The following is a 15,679-nucleotide window of genomic DNA, read 5'->3' as shown; positions in this document are numbered from 1 at the left end:
TTTAATCTGTTTTACTTATATTTTCAATGTATTTCCTCAACTATATAATTTGTTATATTTCTTTGTTTTGTATCTATTTCTATACCCACTATCTTTGCACTTTTATATTTTTTTCTTTTATTTGTTGTATACACACTTCTGGTTTTGCTTTTTTTAATTCTATTATGTATACCTCTCCTCTATACTCTATTTCTATATCACTTTTTCCCAAATTCCCTAATACCTCTCCTCTTACATTTAATCCACACGACCATAATATCGTTAATATTATGCTGTGATACCATCTTTCTGTTTCTTCAAATAAATTATATGGTATCTTTGATATTATTAATTTCATTTCTTCTATTACTTTTTCTATCTTTTTTTCTTCCAGTGCTAATATTATATTTTTCTTACATGTGCATTTTCTTCTATTTCATATGTTCCTGTTAATAATAATTCTGACATACTTTCTTTTATTTCTTTGTTGGGATAATCCACCTTGTATCCCAAATATTCATGTTTTTCTTTAAAAGTCAAATATCCAGATTGTATTAAGTATACTATTGGAGGAGCATTTTCTATTTCATAAGTTGTTAAACTCGTTTCTGTTACATATTCTCCTATTATTTCTTCTGTTTGTACCTTGTGTTTTTTAATATATTCTATTAAGTATTGAGGAGTTCCACTTTCTATCCAATAATTCTTAAATTCTTGAACATCAAAAAACTTTAATAATGAATATGGATTGTACACACTTTTTATTCCATCAAAGGAAAATCCATTGTAATGTTCTTTTATCTTTTCTAATAACTCTTTTCTATTTAAATTCAATTCTTTTGTTGTTTCTTCTATATGATCTTTGAAACCTTCTTTTAACTCTTCTTGGGTTATCTCCATCATTTGTGAATACTTTTTATTTATAGTTACATCATTTAAATTATTTAATGATGAAAATATTCCTGTTTTGGTTAATTTTGTTATTCCAGTTAATATTGCAAACCTTAAATATGGATCAGAATCTTTTATTACTACATAAAATTCTCTTAATATATTTCTCATTACTTCTGCTTTTCCATCATTCATGTGATTCAATATTGGTCTATCATATTCATCTATTAACACTACTACTTTTTCTTTCCTTGATAACTTTTGGATTAGTTCAGAAAAAGCATACTTTATTATTGTTTCATTAATTTCTACTCCATATTCTTTTCCTATTTCTCTTAATCTTAATCTTAATAATATTCCATATTCTAATTCCTCTTCATTTTTTATCGACATTTCACTCATACTAAGCCTAATTACAGGATATCCTTTCCATTCCCATTTATCATATATATATATAATCTTTTAAATAATTCTTTTTCTCCTTTAAATAAATAATACAATGTTGATATGGTTAGACTCTTTCCAAATCTTCTTGGCCTTGATATAAATATTGGCACATCTGATCTTGCTAATTCATAAATATATTTTGTTTTATCTATATACATATATTCATTTAATATTATATTTTTTAAATCTTGTTTTCCTATGGGTAATTTTTTCACTTTTAGCACCTCATTTTTATAACTTTCTTCCCACCTCTAAGCGTGTCGTAGGAGTAGGTCCCTATCTTCTTTTCTCGTTCCATGTGCTTGTCGAAGGGAACTTTATTTCACATCGAAAACCATCCTTTATTTATGAATCCATTTTTTCTTTTTTTAATAGTTTGTGTTATTTATACAATATATTTATTTCTTCTATAGACAAACCAGTTGCTTGAATTATTTGTTCTTTTGTTAATCCCATTTCTTTTAATTTTTTTGCTGTTTCTATAGATTTTAACTTTAATTCATACTCTAAATCTTTTCTTTCATTATTTTCTTCTTCTTTATCCAAATTACTAACAATTTCAACCTCTTTTTTATCAAAAGCTATTGAAACTTTTATTATGTCATTTATTCCATAATTTTTTATCTCTTCTTCATACCTTTTTTCATTTATTTGTTTTAATCCATTTTGAGCGCTATTTAATAGTGTCTTTTCATTTTTATAAAATTTTTTAAACTCTATTATTATTCCTTTATCTGTTTTATCTTTTGGAATTAAAATAACATCTGCTCTTCCAAGCCCTGTTTCTCTATTACTCTTTATTATGTACTTTTCTTTTAAGCCAACACTCATTCCAAGTATTAATCCATGATAAAACCTTTCTGGTTCTTCTCCACTTACATCAAAGTAACTCAATGTGTTCATAGTTAGTTTTTGAAAGTCTTCTTTAAACTCTTCTATATGTCCATTTATTAAGTTTATTAGTATATTATCTAATTGTATATTTTCTTCTTCAAACATTAATAATACTGTATCTTCATAAAACATTCTTACTTCTTTGTTTGGAATAGCAAGTGTGTATCTTCTATAACCTTCTTTTGTTTCTTTTATCCACTTTAAGTAACCACTAAATAAAAATAATGTCCATATTGATTCATTTGAATTTATGTGCAAATCACCATAAACCATAGTTTCATTTATTTTACTTTCAATCTTTTCTCCATTCAAAAGTTTTTCTATACTATCTTTTATATTAACAGTTCCTTCTTTTATTAGCTTTCTTATTAAATAATTTCCACTCGTATTCATCCAGTATGGACCTATCTTTTTTTCATCTACTAAGTTTATTATAGAAAAAGGATTGTAAATTTCAACACCACCAAAGTTATATCCATTGTACCAATCTATAACTTCATCTTCTTCATATTCAAGTTCATAATACTTCAATGTTTCTTCTACTTCTTCTTTAGTTAATCCATATTTATCATTGAATAGTTCATTCAATACAGTAGAAACCTTTAAGTTATTCACACCAGTAAAGATACTTTCTTTAGAAACTCTTGTTATACCAGTAAGAACTGCCTTTTCAAGGTATACGTTATCTTTTAAAGCCATTCCAAATAAGTTACCAATTAAAGATATTATTTCATCATAGTATCCATGTAAATAAGCTTGTTGAATGGGAGTATCATATTCATCTATTAATATTATTACCTTTTTACCATAATATCTTTCCATATATTCAGATAAACTTCTTATACAGTTTTCATAATCAGCATCTAAAGCTTCTCTATCCATTATTTTATTGAATACAGCTTTTTCTCTTTTATTTAATACTTTTAAAACATATTCATGTTTTATATACAACCTTGAAAGTTCCATAGCTAATAAGTCATGCATTTTTTTTAAGTTATTAGACTTTAAATCTTTAAAGGTGATGTATATAACAGGATGTTTGTTCAAATGTTTTTCTATTATGTTCTTTTCTTTGTATATCTTTAAGTTTTTAAAGAGGTAATCGTTATTTTGAGTAATATCAAAAAAGTACTTCATCATAGATTGACTGAGAGTTTTCCCAAACCTTCTTGGCCTTGTTATTAATAAAACATTACCACTTTCAATAACTTCTTTAATTAACAAACTTTTATCTACAAAGTACATATCTTCTTCTATTATAGTTTTAAAATCACTTTGTCCTATTGGCAGTCGTTTCATAGAATCATCTCCTCATTTCTAATTCTTTATATGCTATTATATCAAATCTACTTTAAAATATAAAAAACAGGATTTCATCCTGTTTTTTATAGAATTTCTCATATTTTTTTATTTTAACAAAATCAATAACCACATTTAAACAAACAAACTCAATGATCATAAAAAAATAATATTATATTTTGAAATAAATTCCAAAAAAACTTTCGATGAGAAAAACAACTGAACTCATCGAAAGAAAATATAGAGGATAAAAAATATATTTATTTAAGTAGCCTCTTTTTTTACTTTTTATATAACTATTTTTTTAAAATATTAATATTTAATGATTTAAAAATTCTACTATTTCTCTTAATTTATTAAATGCTTGAACTTCTATTTTTAATCCACTAACTACAACTCTTTCTAATATATCTAACAATGTAATAAATACTTTGTCTTTATCATAAAATTCATTTAAGCCTAAATTTCCAAGATTAATAAAATTATTTTTTACCATTTTTTCTTCCATGCTTTTATCACAAGTTCCAGTATGAGTTACTCTTATTTCTGAAACAGTTCTAGTATCTTTTTTCCCATAAAAAGATAAAGTACCTTTTTTCAATAATTCTTTTTTACAATATTCACATTTTAATTCCATAAAAAACCCTCCTTTTATAATGATATTATTGTATTTTAAAAATTACAATAACACTACAATATTACTACTTTTTATTTAAAATTCCAAATTTTAATCATAAATTTCTTAAATTTAGTTAATTATTTAATTTTTTAATAAAACTAAACAATAATAATCACTCAATATTAATTTAAAAACATAAATAAAAAAACCAATGACAAAGTCATTGGGCTTTTTAAATTTTACTTTTTATTTTTTATTAAAATTCCTTTTATCAAACTAAAACCCCAAAGAATATCTTTTATATTATAAACAATAATAATCATAAATAAAAATAAATCAATAAAAAAATTGTTGTAAATAACCGAAAAAAAAGCCATAATAATCATTAAAAATATAGATATTGCATGCTTTTTTATATCAAACTTTTTCCATAAAAATCTTGAAATAAAAGTTCTTAACCAAAAAAAGACAATATAAGACAAACCAGTAGAAACAGAAGCACCAACAGCTCCATACTTTGGAACTAAAATAAAGTTCCCAACAACATTCATTCCACTTGCTACAATAGTTATTAATATATTATAATGTGTTTTTCTTGTAAAACCTATACCCATTTGAGTTGTTTCAGATAAAGTATACATAATTGGATAAAACATTAAAAACGGAACTATTATTGCTGCACTTTTATACTCTGGAGATAAAATCATTATTATTTGATTTTTAAATAAAACAATGAATGCAAATAATGTAGTTAAAATACTGTTTAATTTATTACTCACCATTTCATACTTTTTTGTTGAAACATTATTTTCATACCATCTGTACACGGTTGGTGCCCAAAAGGTTGCAAAGGCCTGCTGAACTATTCCTACAATACCAGCTATCTTAAATGCCGCTGAATATAAACCAATAGAATTAAAATCTGCCCACGTTCTAAGCGCTATCTTATCCATTGAATTTAATATCCACATCATTATTGACGTTGGAATTAATGGAAGACCAAACAAAACTATCTTTTTTACTAATACTTTATTTAATTTGAATTTATACTTCCAATCATCTATATTTATAAAAGTTGTTATGACTGCAGATAAGATTAAAGTGTAAAACTGCGCTTGTATAATACCTTTAAAGTTTTTATTAAAAAATAAAAGAATTATTATTAATAAAATTAATCCAATGAGTCTGTTCGTTATTTGTATGAAAGAAAATAACCTTGCCTTTTCTTTCATTCTTATTATCAACGTATTGAATCTAAAAACAACGGCAAAAGGCAGTGAAAAAGCCAATATTCTTATTATATATCTTTCAATTGAATTAAATAATAATTTAGAAATACTTTCATAAAAAAATATATAAACAAACATTATTATTATTGAAAAAATAAATGGAATTAAAAAGCTATTCCACAACAAATTTTTTTTATCCTTTTCAACATTATATTCTCTAACAAAAGATTGATCAATTCCAAGATAAATAAACAAAGAAGTCAATCCAAAAGCCATGGAATACATAGCAGTCTTTCCCAATTGAGAAGGATCAATCAACCACGTTTGAATGGGAACGCTTATAAACCCTAACAAAGCACCAACAATTGGCCCTATTGAAAATCCTGCCAATCTTTTTAAAAAATCTTTTTTATTTTCTTCTTTACCATTCACAAATTTATACCTCTATTCATAAAATTATTAATTACTTATAATTCTTTTCATAAAACTCCAAATAATCACCAGAGATTACAGACTTCATCCAATCTTGATTATTCAAATACCATTCTATTGTTTTTACTATTCCTTCTTCAAACATTATTGTTGGTTCCCAACCTAAATCTCTTTTTATCTTAGATGGATCTATTCCATAACGTCTATCATGACCGAGTCTATCTTCTACGTGTTTTATTAAAGATTCATTTATCTTTTCATCACCAGTTTTTTCTCTGAGTGTTTCTATTATTTTATTTACTATAAATATATTTTCTTTTTCATTGTGTCCACCTATATTATACACTTGCCCTACTTCTGCTTTTTCAAATACTAAATCTATTGCAATACAAGTATCAAAAACATGAAGCCAATCTCTTATTTGTTTTCCATCACCATATATTGGTAACTCTTTATGATTTAATGCATTATTTATCATTAATGGTATTAACTTTTCTGGAAATTGATAAGGACCATAATTATTTGAACATCTTGTTATATTCATAGGCATTTTATAAGTATCATAATAAGCTTTTACTATTAAATCCGCACTTGCTTTACTTGCAGAATAAGGACTGTGGGGATCAAGAGGTGTTTCTTCTGTAAAGTATCCAGTTTTTCCCAATGCTCCATAAACTTCATCCGTTGATATTTGAAGATACTTTTTATCTTTACTCCATCTTCCATCTTTGTACCAACTCTTTTTACAAGCATCAAGAAGAGTTTGTGTTCCTAGTATGTTTGTTTTTAAAAATATTTGTGGATCATGAATTGATCTATCTACATGGCTTTCTGCTGCAAAGTTTATTACTCCATCTATTTCATACTTTTCAAATATTTCATTTATTTTTTGTGCATCCGTTATATCTGCTTTTATAAATTCAAAATTTTTATTATTCATTAAACCACTTATATTTTCCAAGTTTCCAGCATAAGTTAAACTATCTACACCTATTACCTTTCTATCTTTATACTTAGATAAATAATAATGCAAAAAGTTACTTCCTATAAATCCTGCTACTCCTGTTACTAATATTGTCATTTGACTTCACCCGCAATATTCAAAATATATTGACCGTATTCTGTTTTTTCCATTTCTTTTCCTAATTTTATTAATTGTTCTTTACTTATCCATTTGTTTTTATAAGCTATTTCTTCAAGACAAGATATATATAATCCAGTTCTTTTTTGTATTGTTCTTACAAATTCATTTGCATTTGATAGCCCATCATATGTTCCAGTATCAAGCCATGCAAATCCTCTTCCAAGTAATTCTACTTTTAATTTACCTTCATTTAAATATTCTCTATTTAGATCTGTTATCTCTATTTCTTCTCTTGCAGATGGAGTTAATTTTTTTGCTCTTTGAATTACACTATTATCATAATAATATAATCCAGGTACTGCATAGTTTGATTTTTGATTTTCTGGTTTTTCTTCCAATGAAATTACATTGTTATTTTCATCAAATTCCACTATACCAAACTCTCTTGGATTGTTTACATAGTATCCAAATATAGTAGCCCCTTTCTTTATGTTAACTACTTCTTTTATCATACCAGTAAATCCATGTCCATAAAATATATTATTTCCTAATATTAAAACATAAGCATCATTTTCAATAAACTCTTTGCCTATAATTCTTCAAATATAGGCAAATCCTTTTGAGTTGATATAATTAAATTCTCATTTATCCTTGCGCATAAATACAGATAAAGGATAATAGATCATAGGCTTGTCATAAATAGGGGGTATCTGTTTTGATATAGCTTTAGTTACAGGATAAAGCCTCGTTTCCACTACCACCCGCAAAAATTATTCCTTTCAATTTAAATTCAAATAAGCATTATTTTTTTATACTAAAGAAGCTTGAAACTTTTAATCCATTATCCTTCCACTATCTTTCCACGCTTTATAACATTCCATGTTTACTTTTATAATATTTTTAATACTTTGATTGCTTTCTACTCCAATTCGCATTTTTATAATATACTTATCTAAAAATTGTATTGATATTTTATGTTTCAATAAAAGTCAAAGATTATTTCATAATCAGTTGCTATTTTATAATTCAAATTAAATAGTCCATATTTATTATAAATTTATTTTTTTGTGGATTAAATACACTTCTATATCTTTATCTACAAATGGACAATCTAACATAATACTATTCCTTCTATTATTATTTTAATGTTTTCAATTTCTCTATATAGTTTTCATTGATATTTTATTAAATCTATTTTATTTGAAGAAATAGAACTTTTTCTTAATCTATAATAATCCAAATTTTCATTTAATCCATTCCCCACCACACATTTTTTTAAAATTTTTAGTCACAAAGCATAATCCTATCTTTTTCTAATTAAGGACTATATAAATTACCCAATTTTTCAGCATTATATATTACACTATAGGATTTTTTAATAATACCGGCTTATAATTTAATGTTTTTGGAACCTCTATATATTTATCTAGTTTTTTTCCATTCTCTTTAATTAGTTGATATTTAGTAAAAGTAAATTCATAATTGTTTTCTTCCATAAATCATTACTATCTAAAAATGCTATATATTTACCATTCGCTTCTTTTATAGCAATATTTCTTGATACTGTTGCATCACTATTTTTTTCCAATTTTATTAATTTAATTCTATTATCTTTCTTATTCTTATACAATTTTTACTCCATTGTCTGTTGAGTAATCATCAACTATAATCATTTCCCAATTATCATAAATTTGATTCAAATTTTTTTCCTCATTTTTATTAATTTTATATAATCAAAAGTTCCTTTATAAATTGCTTTTATTGCATTTAATATTGATAATTTTTGATTTATCATTTTATATTTTTTTAAAATAAAAACTAAATTTACTAATAACGCTTTATATCTAAATAACCTAAAAAATAATGCACCTCTTGCAAATAATCCTTTTTCATCAATTATCTTCCCTGAACTTTCATCTGGATGTATTACAATTGGTATAGGAATATATTTTATCTTTAATCCTTCCTTTATACAATCCATAAGAAATATATTTTCTTCTCCGTTTTTATATCTACAATTTATTCCAAAATCAAGATCAAATTTAATATTTTTCTCTAAAATTCTATTCCTTCTAAAAGCTATTTCAATCATTGATACTTTTGTTATTGTTCTTTTTGTATGCCACATTTCTTTTTTTATATAATTTTTATATAATTTATTTTCTGGAGTTTTTATCTGAAACGTAAGTACATCAGCATCCAGATTTTTACTAAATTGATTTTCTATAATCTCATCATAATTTTTAACGTAAAAAATATCATCATCAGCTAGTATACAAAGATTACAATTAGCATTATTTATTGCTCTATTTTTACTAATTGAAGTTCCCATTTCATTATAATTCAACATCCTAATATTATTTTTTCCATCTATATAGTTGCCTTTTCGATTTGTTTGATTAATAATAACAATATTTCTATTAATATTTTTTTCTTTTAAAAATAAATCCTTTATTGATCTTTTATTTAAAGTTGACATTAATATTTCAACGCACATTTTTTCACCATCTTTTTTATTTTTCTTATTAATATTTTTTTATAAAAATAATATTTTGCCATAATTTTACTTAATCCGTTTTTAATTGCAATTCTCTCAACTTCAACCCAAGAATCCTTTAAAAATTCATTACTTACTCCACCAAGTCTCATATGAGAAATTATATTATTAAAATATACTATTCTTGCTTTATTTATATACGCACGAAGTAAAAAATCATAGTCTGAAGATATTTTATATTTAGTATTGTATAATCCTATTTTTTCATATAAAGATTTTTTAATAAAACAAGTCGGATGTTTTATTATCATTCCTTCCCACAATTTCCAATATTTATCTTTAGGATATCTTGTCTCTTTGTAAATCATTCTTTCTGAATATATCTTTAAATTACCATGAATAATATCAGGTTTATTATGTTTATCATACACATTCACAATCTTTTCAATTATATCTTTTTCGTACCAATCATCACTATTAATAATTCCTATTAATTCCCCTATTGCCATTTTTATTCCTTTGTTCATCGCATCATAGATTCCTTTATCCTCTTCACTAACCCATTTAAAACTAATTCCTTTATTCATGAACTTTTCTTTGTAGCTTTCTATTATTTCCACAGTACCATCATTAGACTTTCCATCTATTACAATATACTCAATATTTTTATAATTTTGAAGTAAAATTGATTCAAAAGTATCTTTTATCGTCTTTATACTATTAAAACTAACAGTTATTACACTTACCAATACATTTCTCATATTTTATTTTCTCCTTTCTATTAATTCTCAATATTTCTAACATAATTAAAAAAAAGAAAGAACCTGCTGAATTAAAATTTCCCCATGTAAAAAATGATACAAATAAAATAATCAAATAATCTTTACAAACTTTCGAATATTTTTTTATTAAATACCAAATAAATACGAATAACCCTAAATAACCAGAAACAATTTTTATTACTGCTATAATATTATTAACAGCTCCTCCTGTGGTAAATAATTTTATTATTACATTATTCATTTTTATGTTATAGTAATTTTCTAAATTTCCTATTCCTACTCCATAATACGGTGTTTTCAGTGCAAATATAATTCCTCCTACTAATCGAGTTGTTGAAGAAGAAGGATGTAATACTATCAAATTCCTTATGTGATTTTGAACTAAAGGTACAGAAAAATATAAAACTATTGAAAAAATAACTATACTCACATAAACCAAAGATTTATATTTTAATTTTAGCTTTTTCATTGCTATAACAGTAAATATTCCCATAAATAATAATCCATAAATAGTTAAAGAAAATGATAAAATAAAAGCTGATATTATAATAATATGATTTTTTTTGCTTAATTTTTCTCCACTTACTATCAAATATAAGTACATCATTACTGGAAATAAGAATAATGATGGCTCTCTAAAAATACTTCTAATTCTAAATATTCCATATGAAATCATACTTGTATCTAGTCCATATGGTAATCCAATATTTAAGTAATGCGCTATAAATTGATACAATCCATATATACATATGAAATTTAATGAATTAATTATTATTTTATTAAATTGTTTTATATCTTTTGATAAATAATTTGGAATAATTAGGTAGGACATAAAATATATTATTAACTTCATATAAGCAAAAAAAAACTTATCTATTGCTAGATATTTTTCGTCCACATTAATTATGAAAACCATAAAATTAATAAACAAAAAGAAAAAAACATATATATCTTTTTTTTGTATTTTTATGTAGCTTATTTTATATAAACTAAAAAAACATAACAATATCAATACTAAATCAGCAATCCCGATTTTTCCTATATAATAACTTATAAAATTCATTCCATATACTAAATACATATTATTCTCATAACTCCCTCTATAAAATATGATTAAACCAATATTTCATGAAAATGCATAGAAATACAAACAATAAAAAAATGCACTAAAATAACAAACAATAAAAGAATTTTTGGTATTTCAAAAAATTAGTAAATTATGGATATGGTAGTAATTACCATTAATAAATTAATATTAGGTCATAGTATCAACCATACTTCGACAAGCTCAGTAACCACATTATCTCAGGTAGCTTACCCTCCCATATCTCACTGACTCAATGGCCAAAATTCCTTCGTTCTGCTTATCCTTGAGGTGGTTTGTCGGCTCTGCTCCTTTGCTGGGTCGTACCCTTATGGTTACTGAGATTGTCGAAGTATGGATAAATTTATGCCGACTTAACTCACTTTTTAGTTAATGATATTTATACTTTTTTTATGCATCTATAAGTTGTGTTTTTTTGTTTCCATGCACATCATTTATTAGTTTTTTGGATCATATTTTATTTTTTTGTTATTAACGTATATATTATTTTTATTAATTTACCCATTAACGCTATCAATGATTGCTTCTTTTTCAATGGATTTTTGACTCTTGTTGTATAATAGTTATGCATTAATTTAAATTCATTATTTGTTGCTACTATTGGAAGTATTGCTTTAAACAATAAACTTCTCAATCTCTTTCTTCCCCTTTTATTTATTGTAATTTTACCTCATTGAGCTAGTTTCTTTCAAATTTAATCCAGCTAATTTTATTATTTGTTTTGGATGATTGAATCTTTTAATATCTCCTACTTCTGCGATAAATCCTGAAATGGTTATTATCCCTACACCTTTTATACTGAGTGCATTTTCTATTCTTGGTATTGTATATACCATCGTACTCAATTTTTCTTGTATTTCTTTTAAATCATTTTCTAATTTTTTATATTCTTCTATTAATCCTTTAATTTCTTACCATTGAAAATCCATCTTTTATCCCTATTGTCTCTTTTGCTGCTTCTATTAAACTTTTTGCTCTTTTTATCCCTACCGCTCTTTTTATTCCTTTTTGCCATATTTCTACTATTTCTTCAGCATTTAATTTTATTATTTCTAGCGGTATACTGAGTTCCTCTAGTGTTATTATTGATGCTTTTCCATATATTCCTTTAAATACTGTTTTATATTCTGGAAAATATATTGCCACCCATCTTTGTATCCTGTTTTTTACTACTAATAGTTTTTTGTTTATTGTTTCTCTTATATCATATGCTTTTCTTATCTCTGCATATATTCCTCTTGGTATATATGGTATTGCATATCTTCCATCTTTCACTAACATCGCTATTGTTTTTGGATCTTTTCTATCACTTTTACTTGGTGCACTCTAATTCCTTTGCCCTTTTTACATGATATGGATTTACTTGTACTAACATCATTTCTTTTTTGTTTACATAATTTGCTAATGTATACCAATAATGCCCTGTTAGTTCTATTCCTATTATTATTTTCTCTCTTCCTATTATTTCGGCTATTTCTTTTATTTGTTTTTCAAAACTTTCAAATCCTTCTCTCGTTGAGTTGAATTTTATTACTTTCCCGTACTCTATTCCTCTATTATCAAATGTTCTTGCGTAATGTGTTTCCTTTGCTATATCTACTCCTACTACCAATGTTTTTTCATCTACTTGCTTTATTTTTTCATTTTGTGTATAATTCATTTGAGGTTCCTCCCTTTTTGTAAAATATTTGTAGTTTTGCTCTACATTTTATATTTTACTGGGAGGTTCCTTTTTTTCAACTCCTATTTTTTTTACTTACAGGAATGTTACTTTACTAAAATTTATCCAAAACTTTTCTTTTTATTATTTTTTAATTTAAAAGCTTTTATAAGAGAAAATTCTTCAAAAAATAAATATACACTAAATATTGTTTTTAAAATTAAAAATATATTTTTATAAGTTTGATTTAATACTAATTCTAATTTTTTTTCAATTATGCCCTCACTATTGTAACATATTGTAATAATACTAAATAAAATTGTTTTTCAACATTATTCCTCTTTAAAAAAATATTTTAAGCTTTCATCAAAAATTTTTTCAAATTTTTCAATTGTATGATTATTTTTTATGTAGTCATACGATAAACTTGACATTTTCTCTATTTTTTTTTCACTATATATTGAAACATTTTTAATTATTTCAATAATTTTATTTATACTAATATCATCAATTAATATTCCATATTTATCTATATCTATTCCACATTCTTTTGTTGCTATTGGTATTAATCCATTTGCCATCGCAATAATAACTGAACCAGCTTGTCCTTCAGAGGATGTAGGATATATTAAATAAGAACATTTACTGATTATTTCTTTAAACTTAGAAGAATTAATATCCAAAAAACCATAATAATTAATATTCTCTTTTTTCAGCTCATTCTTATATACCTCAAAAAAATCTTCCTCAAATGCCCCACATATATGTAAATTTAAATCTTTAGTTTTACTAAACGCCTCAATACATAAATCTAATCCTTTATGCACCAATCCAGTACTACCCAACCATAAAAAATTTTTTTTTGCAGTACCGATATCTTTTTTCTCTATTTTTTCAAATGAAAAATCTCCTAATGATACTGGAATTTTCATAATTCTCTCTTTAAAATAATTACTATAAGTTGATATAGTCCAATCATTTCCAATGCAAAATATTGCATCCGATAATACTGTAGAGCAACTCCAGTTTTTCTCAACAATTCTTCTTGGTCTTAATGTTTTATTTTTACGTTTTTTTAAATTTAATAATCTTAATAATTCGGCATTATTTTGAAAATTAACATGTGCTCCTGTCGCATAGTATATTCTTTTTCCTTTAAAATCTTCCACATAAAAGCTTTTTTCATATAAATCTCCAAAACCAAAAATTAAATCATATTTAGAATAATTAATTTTTTTAAAATAATCATAATGTACAACATCTACATTATACTCATGATTTGAAAATAGTTTTGCTATAATCCTAGATTCTTTCCAATTTGAATGTTTTATATTTTTTTCTTTATTTATAAAAGGATCTATAATATATGAAATTAATACATTTTTTTTATATTTTGTTTTAAATATATTTTTTTTTATCTGCTTTTTTAATACTCTATTATATATGTTATAAAAATTCTTAATAATTAGCAATCTTTTCGTCTCCTTAATACTCTTTTAATTTTTTTGAATAGATAAAAAAGAATATAACCCCAAATAATTTAGATATAATATGTCCTAATATTATTCCTAACGCCCCATATTTAGGTATTAATAGAATATATAAAGCAAAATTAGAAAATCCTTCAATTACACTTGAATAAGCAAATACCTTTGGTCTTGCTATAGCATTAAAATAGTAATAATAAATCACTTCTGGAGCTCTTATTATTAAAAATACTAAAAAAACTAAAATATAAATATAAGTGCTATTTGCTATTTTTGATCCTAAATATGCTCCTATAAAAAATTTCCATGTAACAATTGTAAATAAAGAAAGAACTATACTTATTGTTTCACATATAAATAAATTTTTTTTTATATATTGATTTATTTTAAATAAATTTTTTTTCCCATGCATTTTTGATATTTTAGGAAAAATAATTTTAAATATATTTATTAAAAAAGAATATAAATAATTCATAACTTTCAAACTAATCTGATAAACTCCAACTGTTTTTAGATTAATAAATTTAGCTATAATCAAATTATCCAAATGTCCTAATAAAATTGAAAATAAATATTGAAGTAAACTATACTTCAAAAAATTTATTATTTTAAAAAATAAATTTTTTCTTATTTTTGTTAACTCAAAAAAATTATAATTTCTTTTTATTATAATTATAGAAACTATCAATTTAACTATAAAAATATTTAATATTAATACAAAAATTTTAAGTATTTTTTGTTTTAAGTTAAACATTATATATAATATTCCTAAAAAATTTATTACTTTAAAAATAATATTAATTTTTGATATTATTTTCCATTTTTCAAATGCAACTAATATATTATTTAATATCTGAATTATGAAATTTAAAGTCATTAAAATTGGCAATAATACTATTAATTTCAATCCTAATTTATAATAAAAGCCAGATAAATTCAGAAAATTAATAATGTTTTCTTTAAAAATAATAGTAATAATTAATACTATTATTCCTAAAGTTAAATAAAACAATATCCCTATTTCAATAACTTGGTTTACATCTTTATATTTTTTTTCCCCAATAAACTCGCTCAAATATTTTGAAACAGCCATTCCCATTCCAATATCAACCAAACCAAATGTCGCAATAAGTCCAATAAAAAGTGAATAAAATCCATATCCTTCTATTCCTAAACCATTTGTTAAAACTTTAATGTTTATAAAAGTTATTATAAAACTAGTTACGAAATCTATTATATTCCATTTTGTATCATGCATGATTTTATTTTTCAAA

General features: G+C 23.9%; 14 protein-coding genes and 2 pseudogenes. All 16 read right to left on the bottom strand.

What is annotated here, in order from left to right:
• Positions 1-88 precede the first annotated feature (88 nt).
• Complete coding sequence (locus tag IGS63_RS11720; RefSeq protein WP_232521259.1) at positions 89-337, bottom strand: PD-(D/E)XK nuclease domain-containing protein; 249 nt, start codon at positions 335-337, stop codon at positions 89-91.
• Positions 338-381: 44 nt separating this feature from the next.
• Positions 382-1,272 carry an AAA family ATPase gene (locus IGS63_RS01890; RefSeq protein ID WP_269777944.1) on the bottom strand — a complete coding sequence of 297 codons (891 nt, stop codon included), beginning with the start codon at positions 1,270-1,272 and terminating at the stop codon, positions 382-384.
• 11 nt (positions 1,273-1,283) lie between these two features.
• Positions 1,284-1,532: an AAA family ATPase gene (locus tag IGS63_RS11760; protein WP_269777943.1), complete on the bottom strand. Its 249-nt coding sequence runs from the start codon at positions 1,530-1,532 to the stop codon at positions 1,284-1,286.
• Between the two features lie 166 nt (positions 1,533-1,698).
• The gene (locus IGS63_RS01885) at positions 1,699-3,510 is read right to left on the bottom strand and encodes an AAA family ATPase (protein WP_190615357.1); all 1,812 of its coding nucleotides are present in this window, start codon (positions 3,508-3,510) and stop codon (positions 1,699-1,701) included.
• Between the two features lie 319 nt (positions 3,511-3,829).
• A complete protein-coding gene (locus tag IGS63_RS01880; protein WP_190615356.1) occupies positions 3,830-4,147 on the bottom strand; it encodes a hypothetical protein in 318 nt (105 codons plus the stop codon).
• Between the two features lie 221 nt (positions 4,148-4,368).
• Positions 4,369-5,790 carry a lipopolysaccharide biosynthesis protein gene (locus IGS63_RS01875; protein ID WP_190615355.1) on the bottom strand — a complete coding sequence of 474 codons (1,422 nt, stop codon included), beginning with the start codon at positions 5,788-5,790 and terminating at the stop codon, positions 4,369-4,371.
• Positions 5,791-5,821: 31 nt separating this feature from the next.
• Positions 5,822-6,871 carry a dTDP-glucose 4,6-dehydratase gene (gene rfbB, locus IGS63_RS01870; protein ID WP_190615354.1) on the bottom strand — a complete coding sequence of 350 codons (1,050 nt, stop codon included), beginning with the start codon at positions 6,869-6,871 and terminating at the stop codon, positions 5,822-5,824.
• A pseudogene (locus IGS63_RS01865) lies at positions 6,868-7,629 on the bottom strand (sugar nucleotidyltransferase). The gene rfbB and the pseudogene IGS63_RS01865 overlap by 4 nt, the downstream one beginning before the upstream one ends.
• Positions 7,630-8,324: 695 nt before the next feature.
• Positions 8,325-8,504: a glycosyltransferase gene (locus IGS63_RS01860; protein WP_190615353.1), complete on the bottom strand. Its 180-nt coding sequence runs from the start codon at positions 8,502-8,504 to the stop codon at positions 8,325-8,327.
• Complete coding sequence (locus IGS63_RS11830) at positions 8,497-8,547, bottom strand: hypothetical protein (RefSeq protein ID WP_420856919.1); 51 nt, start codon at positions 8,545-8,547, stop codon at positions 8,497-8,499. Before IGS63_RS11830 ends, IGS63_RS01860 begins: the two co-directional genes overlap by 8 nt.
• A 23-nt stretch (positions 8,548-8,570) precedes the next feature.
• Entirely contained in the window at positions 8,571-9,371 is an 801-nt protein-coding gene (locus IGS63_RS01850) for a glycosyltransferase family 2 protein (RefSeq protein WP_190615352.1), read from the bottom strand.
• Positions 9,353-10,132 carry a glycosyltransferase family 2 protein gene (locus IGS63_RS01845; RefSeq protein ID WP_190615351.1) on the bottom strand — a complete coding sequence of 260 codons (780 nt, stop codon included), beginning with the start codon at positions 10,130-10,132 and terminating at the stop codon, positions 9,353-9,355. The genes IGS63_RS01850 and IGS63_RS01845 overlap by 19 nt, the downstream gene beginning before the upstream one ends.
• Complete coding sequence (locus IGS63_RS01840) at positions 10,098-10,985, bottom strand: hypothetical protein (RefSeq protein WP_190615350.1); 888 nt, start codon at positions 10,983-10,985, stop codon at positions 10,098-10,100. The genes IGS63_RS01845 and IGS63_RS01840 overlap by 35 nt, the downstream gene beginning before the upstream one ends.
• Positions 10,986-11,648: 663 nt before the next feature.
• A pseudogene (locus tag IGS63_RS11825) lies at positions 11,649-12,918 on the bottom strand (IS110 family RNA-guided transposase).
• 332 nt (positions 12,919-13,250) lie between these two features.
• A complete protein-coding gene (locus tag IGS63_RS01830) occupies positions 13,251-14,390 on the bottom strand; it encodes a glycosyltransferase (protein ID WP_190615349.1) in 1,140 nt (379 codons plus the stop codon).
• A gap of 13 nt (positions 14,391-14,403) precedes the next feature.
• Complete coding sequence (locus IGS63_RS01825; protein WP_190615348.1) at positions 14,404-15,678, bottom strand: MATE family efflux transporter; 1,275 nt, start codon at positions 15,676-15,678, stop codon at positions 14,404-14,406.
• Position 15,679: the final 1 nt, after the last annotated feature.

The organism is Tepiditoga spiralis (genome assembly GCF_014701195.1).
Lineage (GTDB): Bacteria > Thermotogota > Thermotogae > Petrotogales > Petrotogaceae > Tepiditoga > Tepiditoga spiralis.
Note: the sequence above shows the minus strand (reverse complement) of the source record. Positions and strands in the feature narration are given on the sequence as shown.